Origin of the sequence: Paenibacillus sp. NPDC058071, assembly GCF_042885235.1 — a bacterium.
Taxonomy (GTDB): Bacteria; Bacillota; Bacilli; order Paenibacillales; family Paenibacillaceae; genus Pristimantibacillus.
Map to the genome: position 1 here is coordinate 71,714 of NZ_JBHVSK010000018.1, position 24,254 is coordinate 95,967.

Here is a 24,254-nt window from a genome sequence, read left to right on the forward strand (position 1 = left end):
TTGTCTACTCCTTCACTCCACCTAAAGCAACACCGGATATTATATATTTAGACAAGCTGAAGTATACGATTAGCAAAGGCAATACCGTCAGCATAATTCCAAGATACATGCTTCCTAGTTCCGTTCGATAGATGTCTGTTTTTAATAGTTGAACCATCATCGGCAAGGTATATTTTTCTTGCGTGTTAATCAAGATCAATGGCATAAGATAGTTATTCCAAGAACCGACCACGCTAAATATAGCGATTGTAGCAAGCGCCGGCTTCATTAAAGGAAGATTGATTCGATGGAAGATAGCCAATTCCGATGCACCATCAATTCTTGCGGCTTGAATGATCTCCGGTTGTAAGGTTGCATCCAAGTACTGCTTGAAAAAGAATACAGCTGTTGCTGTAGAGATAGCAGGTACAATGAGTGGAATAAAGCTATCCGTCAAATTCAATCTGAGCATAAACTGGTAGAAACCGATCATCCCCAGCTGCCCGGGAATCATGATGATCCCGAGAACAACCCCGAACAAAAAACGATTTCCTTTGAAACGATAGGTGACAAATCCGTATGCAGTCATCGCGGAGAAATAAATCGTTAATAATGCGCTAGAGAAAGCAATAAATGCACTGTTTAAAAACCCAGTAATCACATTAAAGCCTTTACCGACCAGCACATCCCAATTCGATAATAGGAAGTGGCTAGGGATTAAAGAAAAAGATTGCTGAATTTGCTCCGTTGATCGGGTTGCGTTGACAATCATGATCCAGAATGGCAATATGCTTGCGGCGCAAAGCACCAAACACAACAGGTAAATGAACAGGCTTCGCGTGGTCAGGTTAATGTTCATTTGACGCCCTTCCTTTTTCTCTCGGGTTCCATGTGAAAGAACTTGAAGATAATTGCGCTTAACAGAATTACGACAAGGAATAGAACAACAGAGGCAGCAGAAGCAATGTAATAGTTGTTAGAGCCTGTAAATGCTTGTTTATAAATAAACATAGCTATAGTCTCTGTGCTATAGTCCGGAGCTCCTCCTAGCAATAGGAACGGTATATCAAACATTTGTGTACCTCCAATTAACGAGGTAATCAAGTTGTACAATAAGATCGGTTTGATTAACGGCAAGGTTATCTTGAAGAAGATTTTTGTATTTGACGCACCGTCTACCATTGCCGACTCATAAAGAGAGGGACTAATGCCAAGCATCGCAGCAATCAGAATCAACATATTGCTTCCATACCACATCCAAAATTGAATGAAGGCTACAATGGAGCGAGACCCCAGCTTATCTCTAAAGAAGTTATAAGGCTCCTCCAGTATGCCAAAGCTCACAAGCAATTGATTGATTGGACCAGTAGGATGATTAAATAATACGTAGAACAGTACAGACACTGACGCAGCGGTAATGATATTGGGCAGGTAGAAAAGCACTTTGAATACGCCCTGCCCTCTAAGCCTCAGTCGAGGATTCGTAAATATCGCCGCCAAAACAATGGCTAATGTAATTTGAGGTACAAAATTCATAATCCAAATAATGAAGGTGTTAAAGAATGACTTAATAAACAATGGATTATGAAATAAATCCACGAAGTTTTTGAAACCAACATAATTGTAATCTGTGTTCCAGCCCTTCAAATCTGTAAAGCTCAAATTAAACGTGTAAACCATTGAATACAATCCAAATACAAGAAACACGATAAAGAAAGGTGCGATGAAGAAATAGCCGTATCGATCATAATTAAGCTTTGAACTTCGCGACTTCATGAACTTTCACCTCCTAACGCTACTCCACTTGATAATGTGGAAATGCGTTTTTAACCGCTAATTTGAAATCTTCAATCGCCTGCTCTTTCTGTTTTTCTCCCAGTGCGTAAGCGATTACCTGTTCAGATAATAGCCCACCTATCGTTCCATCATCACCGGTAACGATTGATGCATCAATATCACCTGCATGACTCGCGAAGAGCTCATAGTGATTTTGTCCGCCAAGAAAGTCTTCTTTGAAATCACCCTTGATTTGTTCTACCACCTTCTTATTTGACAGGAAATCACCGGTGTCTTTTGCCCAACTCTTCAAGAAATCTTCATTGCTAGTGATATATTCTACCAGCGCCTTTGCTTCTTCTTTCATATTGGACTTATCATACACACTAAGCCATGTTCCACCGCTAAAATAAGGTGCAGGTCCTTGGGTTACTGCCCAATCATTCTCAGATGTTGTAGAGCCATCAGCCTTTTTAGCATTTGGCTTCAAAACATAGCTAAGACCCCATGTCGGAAGAAAATAACCGAAAGCAGAATCACCGGACATGTCTGCAAACCATCCTTCAGACCATTCGACTGTTTCGTTCGTTAATTTTTTCTCTTGCAATATCTTAGTTGTCTCCATTAATTCATCTATTTTCGAATCAATAATCAGCTTGTTATCAACGATCCAAGGGCTAGTTCTGGCTGCATAGAACACTTTGTATAGATCAGAGAAGGAGGAGACAATTTTCACTTTTCCGTTGGATTGTTTATTTAATTGTTCGCCAGTAGCAATAAAAGTACTGAAATTCTTTACATACTGTTGTACCTGTGCCGGGTCCGAAGTCCCCAAGTATTGTTCTGCCAAGCTCCTTCTGTAATAGAACGCTCCAGGAGTAGCCTGGAAGGTAGCTCCTCTAAGAACACCGTCCTTGCCCCTCATCATGTCCAGAACATAAGGATATTGTTCTTCAATAAGCTTTCCTTCAATATTCAGCCCATCCGCCGCTAGACTTGCAAGGTAACCAGAGTCTAAATATTTCTTTGCGTAAGCGCCTTCAAGAGCAAACACATCAGGAGCACCTTTGCCTGTACTGAACACAGGATCAAGCTTTGTCTGATATTGCTCGTTCGGAATAACTCGAACAACAATATCATAAGGAAGATCCGGATGATCTTTCATATAGTAGTTGTTTACAATCTTTTCAATTTCGTCTGTGAACGTCCAAACGACCAGTTCTTTTTTCTCATCCTTTTTGTTACTGCAGCCTGTAAAAATCGATACCAGCATTGCCAAAACTAAAATAAGAAGACTCAACTTTTTTGTTCTTTTCATAACAAAATGCCCCCCAAAATAATAGTTTTTGAAAATCGAAATCGATTTCGATTTTTAGTATAAAGGATTTTACTCCTTAATCTTGCAACTATCTCCTATGATAATACTAGGAATCATGTTCAAGGTTTCCTTCATTTCACCCTCTTGTTCAATTAAACGGACCAATTTTTCAGCAGCCAGTTCTCCCATTCTCTCCGCATCTTGTTTAATTGTTGTGATCTTCGGTCTTAATAATTGAGAGATTTGTATTCCATCATAACCTACGATTGAAATATCCTCTGGTATCCTCAGCCCGCTGTCTACAGCAGCATTAATTGCTCCTAATGCTGTGAAATCATCGCAGACCATTACTGCTGTTGGTCTCTTATCACGCTGTAGCAGTTCCATCATGATTCTGTAACCTGTCTTTACAGAGTAATACTTAGCTTCTAATAATTGATCATCATTGAAGCTTTCCCCCTTTTTCTCTGCCGCTTTTTTTAAGGCATTAATTCTATCAAATGTGATATAGGTCAATTCACCGTGCAAATAGATAATATCCCGATGTCCCAATTCATACAGATAGTTATACAAAAGAGTCATCCCCGTGACACTATCTGTCGTTACACAACTCACCCTATCATCCGAATAATCAATCGCTACGATCGGCAGATCGCTATCTAGCAATTCATTAATTTCATCACTATAAAAATCAGTACAAGCAATGACCACCCCGTCCACTTGTCTGTACTTGCAGTGACCCAGATAAGATAGCTTTAAATCACCAATCTTGTTTGAAATGAAAGTCACATCATAGCCTTTCGATTCAGCGACTTTTTTGAAACTCTCCAAAATTTCTGCAAACAGCGGATGTGTTATTCCTATGTTCTCACCATCTTGAAATAAAACACCGATGTTCCATGCTTTTCTTTTGATTAACGCTTTAGCTTGAGAATTTGGATAGTAGCCCATCTCCTTAGCAGTTTGTTTGATGAGTCTTCTTGTCTTCTCTTTAACATCAGGATATCCATTTAGTGCCTTAGATACTGTTGTCGGAGAAAATCCACATGCTTTTGAAATATCATAAATTGTTATCATACGAATTCCCCCCCAGAGATAAATCGAAATCGATTTCGAAATTGAATATTAAAGAATTTCTAAATATGAATAAAAATTACCAGTAGCCTTGCTTATCACAATATACATCGTTTATTTACTTTTGTAAACCCTTTCTTTTTTATCAATCAAGAGTCTGTTTCCCCGTATAATATCTTCAATTCGAATTCCCCCCATATAGACAAACTCACTAGGACACTCGGTTGAAACGTTGCTATTAACACCTGGTAACTAGACGATGTACAATAGACTGCGCATCAAGATTTGGAGTTCTAATTGATTATTAATATGATCGGTCTGCGATGCATCCAATAGTTGCTCCCTAGTCTTTTAATAAAATCTCTCATTGTGCGAATAGCTTATACTGCATTGCTGCTAAATAAGCTTGAATTAGTATTCTTTATATGCCTATTTTAAAATCCTTATAGTGGCAATGGCTTCATTGGATGACAGAAGCACCGATTTGTCCGTGCAGATAGGGACGTTCTTCATCTCGGTACTCTATGATGAGCGTATTTTCATGCATGACAGATATCGTTGCTGCTCTTACCGTAACTTCAAACGTATACTCCTGGTTAAGCTCCCATGGGAAATCCACCGTATACAGTTGCCTGTATCCGTTCTCATTCTTGTACAGAACCAGCGTGTTTCCATCGGCAAGGCCTAAGGCATAGGACCTTATCGCTCCCTGCACCCTGAAGTTTATCCGATGGTAACTCCCTAATTGCGGAATCACCGTCGCCGTAAAGGAATAATCATTCCAATCATAACTACCGGTATATGCTTCGCCAAAGTCCGCACAGCTCCCGCTCAAGCATCCGTCCTCCAGCGTCCAAATGCCTTTGAGATACGTAAATTGACTTACCTCGCTATGCAGCCTGGTCCATTGTTCAATTCTCTCTTTTCCGAAATCTATCGCGTATTCCGGGCTTCCTGAAAAATCAAAATCGTCAATGAATGCATGCTTCGGTCAAGTGAAGGATGAAGGCTCGAAGGCAACAATCAACGGGTTAGCGTACCAAAAAAAAATCGACGACCGCTCACCGGTTGAGTACCAGATCGCGATCGCCGCATGAATGAACCTTGTTTTGGATGAATTGCTTGTAGATAACTCCCGAAAAATTAATGCATTCCGGCATGCGAATGACAGCAAATATCAGTTTCCGAACACTCTGAACTCGCTGAAAGCAGTCCAAGCTCCCAGAGGAGTTTCTGTTACGGTTACTTTTAGATACCTTCCAGTTGCCGAATAATTGTGCGTCTGTACCTGAGCCTGGCTCGTGTTCTCAGTTTTGTCTGCAACCGTTGTCCAGTTGACATCGTCAGCGGATACTTCTATTTTATATTTCCAAAGTCGGTCATTATCGAGAAATTGGATTTGACTTCCTGTTAAATTATAGTTGCTCCCGAGATCAACCTTCCACCAGTTATTGGGGTTTCCGTTGCCCGCAGACCACCATGTCCCCGCATTGCCGTCCACGACCCTGTCTGAGGTGTTCGCATTTTGACTAATGGCTGTTGTAAATTTGTTTTTTGCAATATTTACGGGGCTCCCGAACACTCTGAACTCACTGAAAGCAGTCCATAAAGATGTGGGTGTTTGGGTAACCATTACTCTCAAATATCTTGCTGCAGCCTTGTAGCTGTGTGTCTGTGTTTGTGCGGTGCTTGTATTGGCTGTACTATCCCATACCGTTGTCCAATTGGTGTTGTCTTGCGAGATCTCAACCTTGTACTTCCATGCATACGTATCGTTCAGGAAAACAATCTCGCTCCCGGTTAAATCGTAGTCCTGGCCTAGGTCTACTTTCCACCAATTATTCGCATTTCCGTTGCCTGCAGACCACCATGTTCCAGTATTTTCATCAGCAGCCATGGCTGAGGTATGGCTATTTTGACTTATAGCCGACGTAGTCTTATTTAAGGCAATATTGATATAGTCGGCCGGAAGCTTATAGTGTTTGTAATAATCAATTTCAAAGTATTTAGGATACGTTGTACTCGGATCGTAAGGTCCAGTCCAGTATGAATTATCTTCCGATTCATACATACTAAGAAGCATTACACTTCGATAAGATGGAGAAAAATTAAATTGCTTTATCACTACCCCATCCAAATACATTTTCATTGATCCGGGCAGCCATTCAAAGCCATAAACATGCCAATCACCTACATTAAATCCTGTAGGTGTAACGTTGCTAAACATACTTTGCATTCCCGGATCATCCCACTTGTGTGTATTGATCTGGTACTCTCCACCGTTTCTCCCGAGTATTTCGAAAATGTCTACTTCACCGTTTTGATTCGTCTTCTTCGTACTTACATTGAAGTCATCCTGCATACCTGTTATCCACCAGGCAATATGGTCTCCTCCGCCGATATTAGCCCGGGCCCTGATTTCATAGTATCCATATAGCGGTGCATAGCTTCCCGCTTTCTCGCTATGATCCGGAGTCATATTCCTTGTTGTAAATCCTCTTCCTGTACCCCACGGCAGCCAGTCTTGGTTCGCAGACACAATTCCGCTTACGACATAATTATTGCCAGTCACATCCTTCCCCCAGCCCTTATAGGGAATACGGAGCTTTAACGTGCCGTCGGAAACCTCATAAGAAGGATTCGAGAAATTGTGGGTTGACGGATGCCAGCTTGGAAAATATTTCGGATACCAATTATTCAAGTTGATAGAGCTGCCATCAAAATTGTCTTCCACGTGTAATTGCCATTCCGTGTGAGCTGGTGGCGCAGCATCTGCAGTATCATTATGGCTCGCGAAGATTGTGAAACCTAATGCTGCAAACGCTATAAGACAACTAACAAGCACCTTTTTCAAATGATCATCCTCTTCCTCTTATTAAATTACACTCAACTTTCACAGCTTGAAATACCGAACAAACCCTTGATGTACAAGGGTAATTCGGTTATCCATTTTCTAATCTTTCTTGTCTCTAACATGTGACGTTATTTGTCTCAAAAATGGACGATATCTGCATCGGCAACACAACGGAATCCTACGTTTCCAGATGAACTATCAGGAGTGTTTTTACTTCGTGCAGCTACTCGATAACGATTGCAATAGGATTTATGGCATAGGTATGATCCGCCTCGCATCGATTTCAATTCACTGCCGGAGTGGAAAGCATCATCAACCCATTCCCATACGTTTCCCGACATGTTGTATAGTCCGAATCCATTCGGTTGATAAGAACGAGCGGGTGCCGTACCCAAATAGCCATCTTTGGCGGTGTTATGATAAGGAAAATGCCCTTGCCAAATATTACAGCGATGTTCTCCGTTAGGCTCAAGTTCGTCTCCCCAAGGATATCGTTTCTGTACAAGTCCGCCGCGAGCTGCATACTCCCATTCCGCTTCCTTAGGCAACCGTTTTCCAGCCCAATTGCAATATGCGATCGCATCGTTCCAAGATACATGGACGACGGGGTGATCGTACCGATTATCCAAATACGAATCCGGACCTTCCGGATGCCTCCAACTCGCGCCTTCTACCACATACCACCACGGAGTCTCGGTTACCTTATGCTTGACCGCCTTCGCAGTCTCTGAGGAAACCAGCAGATGGAAAACGAAAGACCAGCCATACTTTTCAGCATCCGTGGTGTATCCAGTCTCCTTAATAAATCGACCGAACCGTTCATTCGTAACCGCTGTCTCATTCATATAAAAGGAGGAAACGGTGGTTTCTCGTACGGGCCCTTCTCCGTCTTCTGGAAAACCCTCCTTTTCGTCGGTACCCATGAGAAAAGCTCCCCCATGAAGGTGCAGCATACCTTCACGCTGCTGATGTATGGCGTGATTGGGGACTGCAATCGATGTATCTGCAGCTATCTTCACCCCAAGCATTGCCGATTCCCGAGAGGTAGAACAACAAGAAGATAACTTAATCTCCTTGCTCTCGTTTGATCTCATTTCCTTAACCCCCCATTAGAATAGAATGATCCTCTTACAAACAACCTCAGCAGATAATTAACAACGTGAACGTAAACCCGTTCACTAGACTGTCCGCTTGATTGGCAAACCCAAAATGAAATGCTGTATATCACCCAACGCTCGACCTAAGATGTTGCAGACAAGCTTGCGGTGTCCTTCCCACTATGAGACTTACTCCATCCGTATACCCTTCTTCTCTGCCAGTGAGTTCCCGTATTAATCGGTCTCTCCAACATTCCAACACCTCCGCTTGCTCCGCAGACATCGCAAGGTTGCGCAGTTCATTAGGATCCGCCTGAAGATCAAACAATTGCTCCTCACCTGTCTGGGAATACCAAATATATTTGACCTTTCCATCGGTTACGTAGTGATAGGAAAGTTCAGAATAGGCATGCTCGCCATGGATGTAATCCCTCCATTCTGTCGTGCTTGCGCTCGTCCCAAGAGAAATGATGCTCTTTCCATCAACCGATTCTGGAATCGGAACATCGGTTGCATCCAGTAAAGTCGGCATGATATCTCTCAGTTCTACGACACTGTCCACATGCTTTCCTCGGGCGAGATTCAACTTGCCTGTCGGATCGTTAAGGATGAGCGGCACCTTAGCGCTTCCTTCATAAGGCAGTCTTTTCTGGTACAACCTATGGTCTCCCAATAAGTCGCCGTGATCCGATGTAAAAAGAATGATCGTTTCCTTACTTACACCGAATTGGAATAGGGCGTTCAGCAAACGGCCGATCTGGTTATCAATATGGGTAATCAATGCATAATAGGCCGCCATGGATTTACGGCGCATGCGTTCATGCACGTTTCCTCTTCTGGTGGTTGGGTTAAGTCCGTCACGTTCCGGGTCATCGGTACGAGCCCAATCGCCGATCGGCGGCTTCAGCAGATCAATTCCGTCGTAAAGATCAAGAAACGCCTGTGGAGGATCAAGAGGCGAGTGCGGCCGAACGAACGATGTCCATAAGAAGAACGGCTTGCTTGGATCCCTGCGTCTCAAGAAATCAATGGATTGGGTAACCGCCCAATTTGTCGGATGGAGAGATTCGTCCAGATGCCATGGTCTTGCAACCGTCGAAGCATTACAATCGAGTCCATGATCCATAATGTCATGCTGTGATCCCGCCCGCTCTCTCAACCAAGAAAGATAATCGTCGGTTTGATCCCACCACTGAAGCGCAGATGATTGAGAACGATCTCGGTTGTAATGCATGTACCCGTCATGCAATACAATATTATGGAATCCGCATAGGTTGCGCGTCGGATACACGTGCATCTTTCCGACACATTGCGTATGGTATCCTGCCTTGGCGAACTCGCCGGGCATCGTGTGTTCATAGTTCCATGGCACCTTGTCCTCGTATCCGACCCTTCCATGATTTTGCTGACTCATTCCCGTCAGAATAGCCGCTCTGGCCGGAACGCAAGATGGAGTAGCCGTATAAGAGTTTGTATAAGTAACGCCAGTTCTAGCCAGATTGTCTAAATTCGGCGTTTCGATTACGGGGTGGCCCAGAAAATGAAGGCAATCCGCCCTCATCTGATCCACGGTAATTAACAGAACGTTTGATTTCATGCGATCCCTCCTTTTAGATTGCCGATAATTCTTATAAGCTCGGCCTCTTTCCTTAGCCTTTTACCGCACCAGCAGAGATTCCGCTAATAATTTGCCTTTGAAACAGGATATAAAGAACGATAATAGGCATTGAAATCAAGACCATGCTGGCCAGAATAATATCCCATTTGCTCCCGTAAGTTCCGAATAGTTCATACATTTTGATGATCAGAGTGTTCGAATTGTCATTCGAAAGCAATAAGAACGGAATGAGGAACTCATTCCAAATCCATAACGAGTAGACGATCGCGACAGTGCTTATGATCGGTTTCATTAACGGTACGATAATCCTGAAGAAAACGTCCATTTCCGAACACCCATCGATATATCCTGCTTCATCCAGTTCCCTTGGTACCGACTTGACAAATCCATGGAACATAAGAAGGGCGAATGACCCCGATGTACCGATATTAATGAGGGAAACGCCTATGATGCTATTGTTTAGGTTGAATTGGTTGGCCATCTGAACGACCGGAATCATATAAGCGAAAAACGGAATCAAGTAGGGCAAAATAAACAAAGTATACATAAATCTATTGAATTTCGATTTCACCCGGCTGAGCTTATAACCCGCCAGCGAAGCAGTAATCAGAATGCCGATTACCGTTATGCCCGTGAGCAGCACGCTATTCTTTAAGGAAGTGGCGTAATCCAAGGTCTCCAAAGCCTTCGAGTAATTATCGAAGTTGAGTTTGGAAGGCAAGGAAATGAAAGAATCGAACATCTCGCCGTAAGTCTTGAAGGAATTCATGACGGTCACAAAGAGCGGATAAAGGTACAAAATGACGATAATCAATAATCCGACGGTTAACCAACTGCTTGATTTACGGTTAATCTCCATCAGGCTTCAACTTCTCTCTCTTTGAAAAATTTCAGTTGGATGAAACCAACGGCAAAGAGTACCAGCGCCATGGTTACAGCTTTAGCCATGCCATATCCGTACTTAAATTCACCGAAGGCATTGGTATAAATGTTCAGAGACAATAAATCGGTCGCATATCCAGGCCCGCCGCCCGTTAAGACGAATACAGCATCAAAAATTTTGAATGATGACATGCACCCCGTAAAAACGCAAATCGTTACCGCGGGCATGAGCAATGGTAAGATTATTTTTATGAATAATGTAAGGCCGGTCGCTCCGTCCATTCGGGCGGATTCTAGAATAGATTTGTCTAAGCCTTGCAAACCTGCCACATAGATAACCATGAAGTATCCCAAGGTGTACCAAACATTCATAATGATAATGGCATAGATCGCATTACTCGCAACACCCAGAAAATCTATATTCAGGAATGGCAAATGTAGTTTCTCCGCTAAATCGGGCAGTGCGTCAATAAAGATAAATTTCCAGGTAAACCCAACGACGACTAACGCAAAAATATAGGGGAGGAAAAACAGTGTACGGAACACATTCTTTAATTTCGATTGAACCGATTCCACGGCAAGAGCTAGCAATATGGCGATTAAATTGGATAACAGGACGTTTGGAAAAGTGAACAAGATTGTAATCCATAACGAATGAAAGAAGTTAGAATCATTTGTGAATATATCGATGTAATTTTTGATCCCGATAAAGCTTGCACTCGGGTCCATCGTGGAATCCGTAAACGACATCCATCCCCCTTTTATTAAGGGAATAAAAAAGAACATCAGGAACATAACGGTGAATGGTGATAGAAAAATCCAATATGACAGCCATGAACGCCATTTTCCCCTGATATCCGATTTCGGCATCGCTTGTTGTTGAACGATAGTTTGATTGACTAACGACATAAGCCGACTCCTCTCTCATAAATGACAATCGGGCGATAACCTGACGTTCAGAGGTTATCGCCCGATTATATTAGTTATTTAACGGCTGTTAGCTCTTTCCATTTGTCATCCAGCAGTTTAAAAAATTGTTTCTTATCGATCTCTCCCGAAACATACCTTTGTATTTCCTTACCTACCGTGTCTTGGAAACCGGTTGGCCAGTACGTTTTAATGAAGCCTACCGTTTTACCACCGTTTTGAACATAAGAATTGGCGTCAATACTAAGTGGATTAGTTACATTCAATTCCACATCTGTTTTTACCGGAGAAGCCTGGTTAAGAACTTCCGTATACACCTGAGCGCCAGCTTGGGTAGTCATCCATTTCAAGAAAGCTTTCGCTTCTTCCGGATGTTTCGTATCCTTGGACACAAACGCGATTCCTTGTGCCGAGTAGAGCATTACGGCGTCATCCGGATTATTGGAAACCGGGATAGGAGCCAAGCCTACCTTCGCATCCGGATTCATATTTACGATATTGTTCGAATATGTCCAATCTCCTTGAAAGGCGATACCGGCTTTGTCTGTTGCGATATTGTTGGCCAAATTATTGATATCGCTCGTCAATGGACGGTCAAATGTATTGCTCTTCACGATATCGATAAGTTGCATCGATTGCTCCAGTCCTTTATTGTCGGAGAAAGAGGCTTTACCCGAAGTCATGTCGGCATACCATTGAACGAAGTCACCCGCGTTCGCGTTCGGCGCGAGAACGTCCCAGAACATTTGGTGGCTTACCCACACGTCCTTGAATCCAGTCGCTATCGGAATTACGCCGATGGCTTTCAGTTTTTCGATAGCTAGCGTGAGTTCATCCAAAGTCTTAGGAGGTGTAGTAATGCCCGCTTTCTCGAAGACAGTCTTGTTGTAGATCATCCCCTTTCCTTGGGCAAGAGTAGGAATTCCGTATACTTGACCTTGGTATTTACCCGCATCTTGGAATTGAGGCAATATTCCATCGATGATTCCCGAATCTGTGAGGTCAAGAACATAACCCGGTTCAACAAAATCTCCATTTGCTACGTATCCGTTTCCATCGAACAGATCAGGAGCATCCCCGGCAGCAATTCTCGACTTCAGAGCGACGAGGTAATTATCGCTGACATGCTTGAATTGTACCGTAATATTGGGCTGATCTTTTTGAAGCGCATCATTGATGAATTTCTTTTGATCGGCCGTAATTTGTTGCATTGTGAAGTACTCGAGTGTAACAGGCTTTCCTATTTGTTCAGGAGATGTGTTCGCGTCCTCGGAGGCAGCGCCCGAACCCGATGGCGGTGGGGATGATGCTTCATTCGTGGTGTTGGAGCTGCCACATGCCGCTAAAGAGAGCGATAAAAGCAAGACAATAACGGAAATCAAAACGTTTCTTTTCATATAAATCCTCCTGCTCATTCCATTTTAAGTTGGACGGTTCGTACCATTGATCTCGGCTATTCAATACCCAACCGTTTTACTGTGATTTCATCTTACCCTTTCACGTTAAACGAAGATATGTATCTCCTTGCCATTCATTTGTATTCTATTGACGAATAAAGATCGGGAACGTTACCTTACGAAGAACAGTGGCTCCTATTGGTACTAATGTGACTGGGTGGGATACTCCGTCTTGATCAAGCAATTGTCCATTCAACTGATTCGAGGGTTTTTCCCATCTCGTTATTAAGGAAATGTTTTCAAAAGTAAAACCAAAGTTTTTTTTAGTTCCATCCAGCATCCAGTCCATATGACCGGGGTTTTCATGAATAGGAATTGCATCAAAATCAACAAAATCTGTTCCCTCATAAGAATGAGTAGTGATTCGCTGCTCTGAGATTGGCAGAGCATAAAGTAACGGACCTCTATTAAGCGCCGCCTCACCATTCGCCGCATAGGTTGAAATGATATCAGTCTGAAATAGAAGACGTATCTGATCATCACTTTTCCAACTTTTAACTACAACTAGATATCCATCCTGCTCTGTGATTTTTGCTTCTTCGCAATGGACTTCATAAGCAGTCGACCATGCTGGAATACGGAAATATAGCGGACATATCAGATCTTGTGCTGGACGAATATGGAATAGGAAGCTTTCGTCGAATGGATAAGACGTTATAGATTCAATCTCAATTGTCACATTTTGGACTATAGTGCTAATACAACTTGGGCCATAAGAAACCATAGCCAAGCCCGCTTTCTCCCCTTCACCCACTCGCATCCACATCTGGTTCACATAATAAGGCATCAGCTTAACTGAATTTCCAGCACAGCAAAGGGCTCCCTTTTCATGTGTAGGTGAATACTGGAACTTCGCTAGCTTTTCTTTCGGATTTCCCGAACTAGTTTCCTCTGTTGTTGCACTTGCGCGGTTATCCTTACTCAAATATGAAATGGCTTTGCCATCTGGAAGCCTTGCACCTTGTGCAGCATTGAAGGCAAGTCTTTCAATTCGCTCTCCCCATTCTGTATTTCCCGTTTTTTGAAGTGCGGCATACAGGCTGATCATTAGTTCAGTAATACCACAATACTCGTAAGGCAATGAAGGGTCTGGATCGCGGCCAATAATATTCTCATCCCCTATACAAGCACCGCTCGGAACCAAATAGCGTTTGATTTTCGTATAAGCGTTCTCACCAGCCTCTTTAAGTAAAGGATCCCCCGTTGCATAATACAACCAAATTGGAATTTTCAAATGCTCAGTAGTATGCGGGGCATGCCACATGAACGGCTTTTCTAGATCCAATAAATTGTCTAGCTGATTATCAGTATCACGAATCTTTTTTGCCGAGCAGTAATCCTCGTAGCACCACAGCCCAAATGTCAGAAAATCCTCTTCCCCCGTAATCCTGTAGAGCCACTCTAGAACCTCAACCAGCATAAGACCATGTCCCGTTCCTCCTGCCGGCTCCTCATTATTAAAATAAGAATTTTTATTGTCGGGTCCATAATATTGCATTGTTAAGCGCATCGCTTTCACAACAGCATCCAAATACTCTGTTTTCCCAGTCAGCTCATAGTAAGCAAGCATAACCATAAATATACGACTTTGAGTCCAAAATTCGCCATTCTCTTTTTTATGTTTAAATCGAGTTAAATTCGTGTATATACCAATGTAGCCATCCTCATCCTGAGTATGCAGTATCTCCTTCATATAATTGTCCGCGATGCGAATGTCCTTCTCGCTCCCAGTCAAATATGCCATCCGTACATAACCATCCATCCAAAAAGCAGTTTGCTCACCGCTCCACCAGGTTCTAGGTGTGTCTTGCACCATGCCAGACGGTGTAACTTCAAAACTATCTACCCGTTCTTCCTTAAATATTTTAGGATTGATAGAGGAAGTCAGTTGAGGCAAATGTCCAGCGATGCCTTCTCCCAAATCCTGTTCCATTTGTTGTAAAATCCAGCCTTTAGGTTTAATTTCCCCTACATTTAATGTATTAAAATAAGATCGTGGCACCTCGTGAATAGAACTCATAGTGGTTGCAGCCTCCCGATATTGAAGAAAATAAGCAACAGATTTCCCCAAGTATATTACTCTGTAAGTAATTAAAGCAGGTATACGCTTGTAATCCGCTTGTACTAAATTGCAAAAGGCTATCCCATCCGTAGATTACTCTACTGACAAGATAGCCTTACCGTCTATATAGAAAAGTTCGTATATTTATTACGATATGCACTCGGAGACTGACCCGTATACTTTTTGAATGTTTTCGAGAAGTGACTTTCATCCGTAAATCCAAGCATATCCACAATCTCCCTCACCTTGACATGCCGCTCATCCATTAGCATAAGCTTGGCTTGGTCGATCTTTAATTGAATAATATGATTAAACAAATTGGTTCCAAATATCTTCTTGTACAATCTTGAAATAGATTCTCTGCTTATATAAAAGCGATCTGCCAAGTCCTGTAATGAAACCTTTTCATTAAAATGATTTTCTATGTAAGCACGAATGTCATAAATAACACCTTGCTCCCAATCCTGATACGATTGTTTCCTCTTCGTTATCAATTCTACCTCTGAAATAAAAGAGAAGCATAATTCTCTGAGAGCAGTAAGTTCCAACTCCACCTGCAGCTGTTGTTCAATTTCTTGCGCCTTCTTTAACAACCTTGGTCGGTCTACGATATCAATATACTCGCTCCCTACTAACTGCTCTAACTCTCTCCATATTCTCATTAAGAGATCAGTCATGCTTGTTATTTGAATCATAGGCAAAGCTGCAATCTCTGTATAGCAGCTTTTGATCCATTCCCGAATGTAACCCATATTGCCGTTCAAGACTGCTACACCTAAAAGATCTATCTTCTTCCCTTGATCAGAGAGGAGGGTATCGGTCAAAGAGGTTATATTTAATTCACGGTAAAGCCCAATGCCTCCGCCTTGACGGAAAGAACTACGTTTCAGAGCAAGAAGCGCTTCCTGGTAAGAATCACCTATTTGTGAAACCCCGTAATAACATTCACCTGCTCCAATAAACACCCCAATATTCAAACTCGTTCGTAATTGTGCAACTATCTCCTCAAGCAACGTTTTAGTATAATCTAGATCAATGCTATTCCTATACAACAACATGCCACACTCATAATCTTCTCCACCAGATTGAAATACAATGCCGCGCTTTTCAATTAATTTATTTAGTACATTAGTCACCTCGAAGGATAACAGCTTATGATCAGAACCGAATCGCTTACTCAAATAAGTGAAATTAGCTATCCTTAGCATTGTGACTTGATAGAACAGCTCCTCCCGCAAGGGGATACCAGTCAATTCACGAAAATTGTCCATATTAAACGCTCGCCCTTCAGAGAGCTGCGTCATAGCTTCTTCTTTATAATATTGTATCGCTAACTCCGTTTGCAGTCTGCGCTGACGAAGGCTTTCCACTTCATTTATGGCTTTGGATAATGCCGAATTCAGTTGTTCTTTACTGAATGGCTTCATCAAATAATCTACGACTTTTGTCACGATAGCTTGTTTCATATATTCAAACTCGTCATAACCGCTTATCACAATTACCTGGATTTGCTCATCATAATCTCGCAAAGCCTGAAGAAGCTCCACTCCACTTATCCCAGGCATCCGCAAATCTGTTACTACAATTTCAGGCCGATATTTCGCCACATACTCAACTAACTCCGTTCCATTCGTTACTTCTGCATATACTAATCCGAGATCGTTCCAATTTCCCATATTAACGACCGCTTTACGAGGCTTATTCTCGTCATCTGCAATAACTACTTTAATCATTCTGATCCTCTCTCTCGATCGGGATGTGTAAAGCAACTGTGGTTCCCTTTGTTTTATCACTATCTATTTCCATTCTAAATCGATCCCCATATCTTAATTTCAAACGATAAAAACCATTCAGAATGCCGTGATTTTGTAGATTAATCCAGTCGTTTGGAGCAGCGTCATTTAGTTTAGCTTGAAGGTCGGCCAATCGCTCAGGATGCATGCCTTCGAAATTATCCGCAATCATTATAACGAGGCAGCCATGCTCTGCATAAACCTTAATCATTATCGTGCCTAGCTTAATACTTTTTTCGATCCCATGAATAATGGCATTTTCCACTAAAGGCTGCAAAATTAGTTTGGGTATACGAATGTCTAAATACTTTTCGTCCACCTCAAGCGAGTAGTTCAACCGTTCTTCAAATCTGAATTTTTGAATCGTTAAATATTGTTGTATATTTTCAATTTCAGCACTCAACGGAACATCATTTCCCGTCGCTGAAATGCTATACCTTAGCATAGAAGATAGAACACGAGCCATATATTCAATCTCATCTACACCTTTTTCAAGTGCTACTCCTCCTATGGCCTGCAAAGTATTGTTGAAAAAATGAGGATTAATCTGCGATTGAAGCATTTTTAACTGCGCAGTTTTTAGAATGATTTCATTCTTATATTGCTCATTAAGCATATAATTAATTTTTCGACTCATCTGATTGAATGTTGCAGAAATAGCTCCAATTTCATCATGCGATTTTACGATAAGCTCGCTTTCAAATTCGCCATTTCCCACCTTTACCATATGCCGCATTAATTGAATTAAAGGTTTCGTAAATCGCATGGAAAGTATAGCTGTCGTAATGACTAAAAGTATTAATAAAATCCCGCTAATGCCAAGCATCGTATTCCTCGTCTGAGCTACTTCACGCAAAACCGTTTGCACTGGAACCTTTTTGTAAAGAATATGACCCCACTTCGGTGAAATAGTGAAAATAACGATTTGTTCAGCTTTATCTGCAGTAGACTTATAGTGCAAATAGCCTGATGAAGTTCCCATTTCTATAATTGCAGCATGCAACCCGCTATCTTCTTCTTGCTGAGAGGGATTAAACAACCGAGTAGATGTAAGTTCAGCACCAGCTTTATCTGTCATAATAATCATTTCATCTTCATCGCTAACTAATTCAAATAATGCACTTTTAAGATAATCCGTTTTATAATTTGCTGTAAGAATCCCATACACTTTATTTTTGTCATACATAATACGGTTTAAAGAAAATATTGCTTCTTGCTGATTCAAATGATAACGTTCAGGATATTTCTCAATCAAACGCAGAGGCTCGATTGTCCGCCTCTCGGGACTTGCTAGCAATCGTTGATACCATTCCATTCTTGTTATTTCTTCTCCCCCATGAAAAGAAGCGTTGACCGTATCGTTAACGACATACACCTCATCCTCATCTGGATTATAGAACGTCGCAGAATGGGTCTCTTTCCGTTCCGAATAGAAATTAACTAAATTGTATAACGTGCGACTATAATACTCTGTCGATTGTAGCTGTATATTTAAAATGTCACTTGCATAGAAGGAATCGCTAAAGAAACGAACTGAATTTTGATCTAATCGATTAAAGTAATCATCGAACCTCTGCTCTAGCTGATGAAGAGATATCTGATTCCCATTCACATACTTTTTCTCCGTAAAAGAAACTACATTATAATAAGAGATGAATACCAGCAAAAGAAGCGGAATCAAGCCTGTAATCGTTATCGATAAAATTAGTTTAGTTCTTAAATTTAAATGGCGCATATTCAGTCTCGACTCAACTCCTTATCCTTTTGGATAACGCCTACAATTCGTGAATCTGCACTAATGATACGCCCCTCTCGCACGTTTATAATAAATTAATTCGATATGTATAGTTGGTTTTAGTTTTAAAAAAAATATTTGATTCTTCAATTTTTTTGATGAAGCCATTGTAACAGCCAATTTCTCTCATAGTCAATATATCAATCAATATAATTCCATTATAGGAAACAGATATAATTTTCCAGCTCTTTGTCTGTTATTAATATTCAACTTCCTTTTTGGATGAATCATCCATCGAATACTTAATAGCATGAATATAGCTGCTGCTAGCCAATAGCTTGTCGTTAATCCTAAGTCTTTTTCTTTTTGTATTGACTCTCATCCAAACAAATTCCACTGAATATCAACATGAAAATTAGTATGTATAGCCATGATTGTTTCAGTTGATGGATAATATTTATTTTGTTCAATTTCGCTTAATGTTCCCTGTGATACACCTATACTTTTAGAAAAATCAATCAATCTGGTTGAGTTCATTGATCTTTCTAATTTTTTTCAGACGTCCACCTATTGTATCCGTTCATAACCCTCCCCATGATATTCATATCATCGGGACTGACTTTCGCGGTTCCACACTTTTTTATCACGTGACACATGTGTGTATTCATTAAAAGTCGACTTACGCTCCCTCCCCCACCAAATCGCCCCACCCCTTGCTACTCCTGCATTCCAAGCCCATTCCCCTTCATACCAGCTTCAATACGAGCAAATAAAGTCGTCCTACAAATCGGAGGAAAATCGAGGAAAAGCTTAATTCATTAAGGCATTCGAGGCGTTTATGTTTTCCTCTGCTCCCTAAACTCGCTTCCCTGATTTATGAAAAAAGCCGAGGAAAACAGGAGTGGCTACCTGAGTTTCGCTCGGCTTCTTGATATGACTTTATAAGCTTTAGGTGAACTTTATAATCCTTGGGGGAACTTTATTTCGAATTCACAAATTACTTTAGCTTCTTATCTTCTTACTCCACCGTCACGCTCTTCGCCAAGTTTCTTGGCTTATCGACGTCGTGTCCGAGAGCGAGTGAAGCGTAGTAGCTGAGCAATTGCAGCGGCACTACAGATAGTGCTGGCGTAAGGAGTGGCAGCGTTCTTGGGATGACGAAGATCTCGTCGACCGACTTGCTGGCCTCAACTTCGTGACCGGCATTGGCGATACCAAGCACATGGGCGCCGCGCGCTTTTACTTCCTTAATGTTGCTCAACGTTTTCTCGTACAGCTCTTCCTGCGTTACAAGCGCAATGACTGGGATACCATCCTCAATCAACGCCAACGTGCCGTGTTTCAGTTCACCTGCAGCATAGGCTTCCGAGTGAATGTACGAAATTTCTTTCAGCTTTAGCGAGCCTTCCATGGCTACAGCGTAATCTACGCCGCGGCCGATGAAGAACAAGTTTTTATGCGAGGAGATCGATTCGGCTACTTGCTTCAGTACAGCCGATTGCTCCAAAATGCTTTCCACTTGCTCAGGCAACTGATTCATTGCGGAAATCAGTTCGCCAACTTCGCTTTCCGACTTCGTACCAAGTACGCCAGCCAGATGCAAACCAAACAGATAGAATGCAATCAACTGCGATGAGTAAGCTTTTGTCGATGCAACAGCGATTTCCGGTCCTGCCCAAGTTACAAGTACATCGTCCGCTTCACGAGCAACGGAGCTGCCTACAACGTTGGTGATCGCCAGAACGCGAGCACCGTTGCGTTTTGCTTCACGCAGCGCTGCAAGTGTGTCCGCTGTTTCACCCGATTGGCTGACAACGATCACGAGCGTATCAGGAGTAATAATCGGCGAACGGTAGCGGTACTCGGATGCGACATCCACTTCAGCCGGAATACGCGCCAAGGATTCGATAACGGTTTTGCCGACCATACCCGCATGGGATGCCGTGCCACAAGCAACGATATGAACTTTGCGAATCGACTTGATGTAGTCGGAAGTCATCGACAATTCTTTCAAGTTAACCGATTTTCCGTCATCTGCGATCCGGCCGAGCATCGTATCGTGATAAGCTTTTGGCTGCTCGTAAATTTCTTTTAGCATAAAATGATCGAATCCGGCTTTCTCCGCCGTCACCAGATCCCAATCGACATGGAATATTTCCTTGGAAATGAATTCACCTTCGGTTGTCATCAATTCGACACCATCACGTGTCAAAACAGCCATTTCGCCGTCGTTCAAAATATAAACGTTACGCGTATATTCCAAAATCGCCGGAATATCCGAGCCGATAAAATTCTCGCCTTCGCCGACCCCGATAACAAGTGGGCTTGCAAAACGAACTGCTACGAGACGTTCCGGTTCGTATTCCGTCAATACGCCCAGCGCAAACGCGCCGCGCATTCTTTTAACTGCACGTTGAACCGCTTCGACGATATTGCCGTCATACTCGTCCGCTACCAGATGAGAAATAACTTCCGTATCTGTTTCCGATACAAATACATGACCTTTCTCAATCAGTTCATCCTTCAAATCGAGGTAGTTCTCGACAATACCGTTGTGTACGACCGAGAATTTCGCCGAATTGTCAGTATGCGGATGGGAGTTTACGTCGGAAGGCTTACCGTGCGTCGCCCAACGAGTATGTCCGATGCCGACCGAACCTTGCAGCGGATCGCTTTTCAGCTTATCTTCAAGCACTGCCAAACGGCCCTTCGACTTCGAGATTTCCAGACCATTCTTCGTGAAAACAGCGATACCAGCGGAATCGTAACCCCGGTACTCGAGCTTTTTCAACCCTTCAATCAAAATCCCCTGAGAATCACGATCTCCAATATATCCTACAATACCACACATATTTATATAGACCTCCGTTATCGGTTTAATTTGCCGTATACGGATGCCCGCCTAGTGCGGCACAAGGCGTTATTCGGTTGTCAATGCATGTTAGCCATGGTTGTTAAAAGTATTGGTAAAAGGAAAAGTACATACTCAAACAACGGTGCGTCCAAACAATGTGCAACCCTCTGCCCGTGCCAACCCCTCAAGCGGCATCGCAGACATACGGGAGCCATTCTTGTTCATACTCAATAAAATAATTGCTGTCGTTCATCAGCCTGTCGCACGTTTGTGGAATCAGTCGCCCAATTCTTTTGCGTAACGACTTTCGGTTGGCTTAAATACCGGAAGGTCCCCGCCGAATGTTTCGAACACCTTCACCTCGTCAGCTTCCCGTATGAACGGTTTATTTTTTATCGATTAGCATTCCCAACAACGCTTCGAAAAAATAAACCCGGTTCATCACGCAAGCTCTGGCGCTTATAACTCTTTATGAAAACCTCTGCCCTCGCTTTCATTTCCTGAATGATACTTCCTATCATATTCAATTTCGACTCGTTTCGCAACCTGAACTTTAGACTTAGTGCTCTGCTACGATGTAATACAGCTAAAAAGGAGTTTTTGAGCTTCATCTCCCTTAGGATAAAAGCCCGATAAACCAGCATTAAGGCACTGTGAGTGATCTGTAAGGCTCTTTCGAGCCTTACAGCACTTCGTCGAAGCCATTTTCGTGTCTGTAAGGCTCTTTCGAGCCTTACAGCACCTCGTCGATCCCATTTTGGCGCCTGTAAGGCTCTTTCGAGCCTTACAGCACTTCGTCGAACCCATTTTCGTGTCTGTAAGGCTCTTTCGAGCCTTACAGCACCTCGTCGATCCCATTTTAGCGTCTGTAAGGCTATTTTGAGTCTTACAGCGATACTTCGAGCGCATTTTCGCATCTGTTAGACGGTTTTCCGCCTTACAGCGATACTGTGGACGTGTTCTCGTATCTATAAGACGGTTTTCCGGCTTACGGCGATACTTTGGGCGCGTTTTTGCTTCTGTAAGACGGTTTTCCGGCTTACGGCGCTACTTTGGACCCGTTTTCGCATCTGTAAGACGGTTTTCCGGCTTACGGCGCTGCTTCGGGCGCGTTTTTGCACCTGTAAGACGATTTTCCGGCTTACAGCGATACTTCGGGCGCGTTTTTGCACCTGTAAGACGGTTTTCCGGCTTACAGCGATACTTCGGGCGCGTTTTTGCTTCTGTAAGACGGTTTTCCGGCTTACAGAGCTGCTTCAAGCACGTTTTTACTTCTGTAAGGCGGTTATCCGCCTTACAGCGCCTCTTCAAGCACGTTTTCGCACTCCGTAAGACGGTTTCCCGCCTTACCAGAAGCGCAGCAGCGCCCCCAAGTCCCGCTTCAGCGCATCACCCGCTCCTCTGTTAACGGCCTAAACCGTTAACCCAGCTGCTGTTTCACCACGTCAACGATACGGCCGACGTAGTCTTCGATTTGTTCCTTGTCCGGGCCTTCGGCCATGACGCGGATCAGCGACTCTGTGCCGGATGGGCGAACTAGAACGCGGCCATTGTCGCCGAGCTCTTTCTCCACCGCCAGGACAGCGGCCTCAATCGCTTCGTTGCCTGCGTAAAGGCTCTTATCCGCCACACGCACGTTGATCAGCACTTGCGGATATTTGCTCATCAGCGTCTTCAGCTCACTCAGCTTGCGGCCTGATGCAACAAGAGTATCTACCAGCTGCAAGGCCGTCAAAATACCGTCGCCGGTCGTATTGTAATCGAGGAAGATAACATGGCCGGACTGCTCGCCGCCCAGGTTGAATCCGCCGCGACGCATTTCCTCCATAACGTAACGGTCGCCGACAGCAGTCTGCGCCGATTTAAGGCCGATACGCTCAGTCGCTTTGAAGAAGCCAATGTTGGCCATAACCGTCGTTACAATGGTATCGCCGTTCAACTTGCCAGCCCGCTTCATCGCGTCTCCGCAAATACACAAAATATAGTCGCCGTCCACTTCCTCGCCTTTGTCGTCAATCGCGATCAAGCGATCCGCGTCGCCGTCGAATGAGAGGCCAAGATCGGCCCCATGCGCCAATACTTGCTCACGCAAATATTCCGGATGGGTCGAGCCTACTCCAGCGTTAATATTGCGTCCGTCTGGTTCCGCGCCAACCGTAATAATTTGCGCGCCAAGATCGGCGAACACCTTAGGAGCCAGCTCATAAGCCGAACCGTTCGCGCAATCGAGCACGATTTTCAGGCCGCTGAAATCGCCTTGAATCGTAGTTTTCAAATATTCGAGGAAGCGGAATTTGGCCTGTTCGTCATTCGTAACACTGCCGATATCGCCGCCAATAGGACGTGGCAGCTCGTCGGTCTCCGCATCGATCAGACGCTCGATCTCAAGCTCCGTTTCGTCGGAAAGCTTGAAGCCATCTCCGCCGAAAAACTTAATGCCGTTATCCTGAACCGGATTATGCGAAGCCGAAATCATAACGCCCGCATCCGCCTTCAATTCGCGCGTAATGTATGCAACCGCCGGCGTCGACACGACGCCGAGTCGTACGACGCTGGCTCCGATGGACAAAAGTCCCGCAATCAAAGCGGATTCCAGCATAGGTCCCGAAATACGAGTGTCAAGGCCGATTACGACCTTAGGCTTATCCGCCTGTCCCGTCAGTACATATCCGCCGCAGCGGCCGATTTTATAGGCAAGCTCAGGTGTAAGCTCCGAATTGGCAACTCCTCGCACACCATCAGTTCCGAAATATTTCCCCATTATTCGCTCTTCCCCTTTTATCGTGATACTGTTAGTTGTTTTGCATCCAATCTTATATCCTAATCTG

At 43.3% G+C, this 24,254-nt stretch carries 17 protein-coding genes; all 17 read right to left on the bottom strand.

The features are described 5' to 3' along the window. Window positions 1-4: 4 nt before the first annotated feature. The 17 genes from ACFVTB_RS22905 to glmM all read right to left on the bottom strand — a co-directional run bounded on the left by ACFVTB_RS22905 (window position 5) and on the right by glmM (window position 24,187). Window positions 5-838: a carbohydrate ABC transporter permease gene (locus ACFVTB_RS22905; protein ID WP_387754506.1), complete on the bottom strand. Its 834-nt coding sequence runs from the start codon at window positions 836-838 to the stop codon at window positions 5-7. Beyond that, complete coding sequence (locus ACFVTB_RS22910; RefSeq protein WP_387754509.1) at window positions 835-1,755, bottom strand: carbohydrate ABC transporter permease; 921 nt, start codon at window positions 1,753-1,755, stop codon at window positions 835-837. Before ACFVTB_RS22910 ends, ACFVTB_RS22905 begins: the two co-directional genes overlap by 4 nt. 19 nt (window positions 1,756-1,774) lie before the next feature. Next, window positions 1,775-3,073 carry an ABC transporter substrate-binding protein gene (locus ACFVTB_RS22915; protein WP_387754512.1) on the bottom strand — a complete coding sequence of 433 codons (1,299 nt, stop codon included), beginning with the start codon at window positions 3,071-3,073 and terminating at the stop codon, window positions 1,775-1,777. A gap of 69 nt (window positions 3,074-3,142) precedes the next feature. Then, window positions 3,143-4,150, bottom strand: coding sequence for a LacI family DNA-binding transcriptional regulator (locus ACFVTB_RS22920; RefSeq protein ID WP_387754515.1), 1,008 nt, complete (start codon window positions 4,148-4,150; stop codon window positions 3,143-3,145). 457 nt (window positions 4,151-4,607) lie between these two features. Next, window positions 4,608-4,982: a hypothetical protein gene (locus ACFVTB_RS22925; RefSeq protein ID WP_387754518.1), complete on the bottom strand. Its 375-nt coding sequence runs from the start codon at window positions 4,980-4,982 to the stop codon at window positions 4,608-4,610. A 342-nt stretch (window positions 4,983-5,324) separates the two neighbouring features. Next, window positions 5,325-6,992 carry a discoidin domain-containing protein gene (locus tag ACFVTB_RS22930; protein ID WP_387754589.1) on the bottom strand — a complete coding sequence of 556 codons (1,668 nt, stop codon included), beginning with the start codon at window positions 6,990-6,992 and terminating at the stop codon, window positions 5,325-5,327. Window positions 6,993-7,138: 146 nt separating this feature from the next. Continuing rightward, window positions 7,139-8,095 carry a formylglycine-generating enzyme family protein gene (locus tag ACFVTB_RS22935; protein ID WP_387754521.1) on the bottom strand — a complete coding sequence of 319 codons (957 nt, stop codon included), beginning with the start codon at window positions 8,093-8,095 and terminating at the stop codon, window positions 7,139-7,141. Window positions 8,096-8,225: 130 nt separating this feature from the next. Further along, complete coding sequence (locus tag ACFVTB_RS22940) at window positions 8,226-9,695, bottom strand: arylsulfatase (RefSeq protein ID WP_387754523.1); 1,470 nt, start codon at window positions 9,693-9,695, stop codon at window positions 8,226-8,228. 52 nt (window positions 9,696-9,747) lie between these two features. Next, the gene (locus ACFVTB_RS22945; protein ID WP_387754526.1) at window positions 9,748-10,575 is read right to left on the bottom strand and encodes a carbohydrate ABC transporter permease; all 828 of its coding nucleotides are present in this window, start codon (window positions 10,573-10,575) and stop codon (window positions 9,748-9,750) included. Beyond that, a complete protein-coding gene (locus tag ACFVTB_RS22950; protein WP_387754529.1) occupies window positions 10,575-11,507 on the bottom strand; it encodes a carbohydrate ABC transporter permease in 933 nt (310 codons plus the stop codon). The genes ACFVTB_RS22945 and ACFVTB_RS22950 overlap by 1 nt, the downstream gene beginning before the upstream one ends. A 74-nt stretch (window positions 11,508-11,581) precedes the next feature. Continuing rightward, on the bottom strand, window positions 11,582-12,907 hold the full coding sequence (locus ACFVTB_RS22955; protein WP_387754532.1) for an extracellular solute-binding protein: 1,326 nt from the start codon (window positions 12,905-12,907) through the stop codon (window positions 11,582-11,584). 160 nt (window positions 12,908-13,067) lie between these two features. Beyond that, window positions 13,068-15,002, bottom strand: a complete 1,935-nt coding sequence (locus ACFVTB_RS22960; protein ID WP_387754534.1) for a beta-L-arabinofuranosidase domain-containing protein — start codon at window positions 15,000-15,002, stop codon at window positions 13,068-13,070. Window positions 15,003-15,166: 164 nt separating this feature from the next. Then, the gene (locus tag ACFVTB_RS22965) at window positions 15,167-16,777 is read right to left on the bottom strand and encodes a response regulator (RefSeq protein ID WP_387754537.1); all 1,611 of its coding nucleotides are present in this window, start codon (window positions 16,775-16,777) and stop codon (window positions 15,167-15,169) included. Beyond that, window positions 16,770-18,449: a cache domain-containing sensor histidine kinase gene (locus ACFVTB_RS22970; protein WP_387754540.1), complete on the bottom strand. Its 1,680-nt coding sequence runs from the start codon at window positions 18,447-18,449 to the stop codon at window positions 16,770-16,772. Before ACFVTB_RS22970 ends, ACFVTB_RS22965 begins: the two co-directional genes overlap by 8 nt. 501 nt (window positions 18,450-18,950) lie before the next feature. Next, complete coding sequence (locus ACFVTB_RS22975; RefSeq protein ID WP_387754542.1) at window positions 18,951-19,109, bottom strand: helix-turn-helix domain-containing protein; 159 nt, start codon at window positions 19,107-19,109, stop codon at window positions 18,951-18,953. Window positions 19,110-19,590: 481 nt separating this feature from the next. Beyond that, window positions 19,591-21,423: a glutamine--fructose-6-phosphate transaminase (isomerizing) gene (glmS, locus tag ACFVTB_RS22980; protein ID WP_387754545.1), complete on the bottom strand. Its 1,833-nt coding sequence runs from the start codon at window positions 21,421-21,423 to the stop codon at window positions 19,591-19,593. 1,423 nt (window positions 21,424-22,846) lie between these two features. Next, window positions 22,847-24,187: a phosphoglucosamine mutase gene (glmM, locus tag ACFVTB_RS22985; protein WP_387754548.1), complete on the bottom strand. Its 1,341-nt coding sequence runs from the start codon at window positions 24,185-24,187 to the stop codon at window positions 22,847-22,849. Window positions 24,188-24,254: the final 67 nt, after the last annotated feature.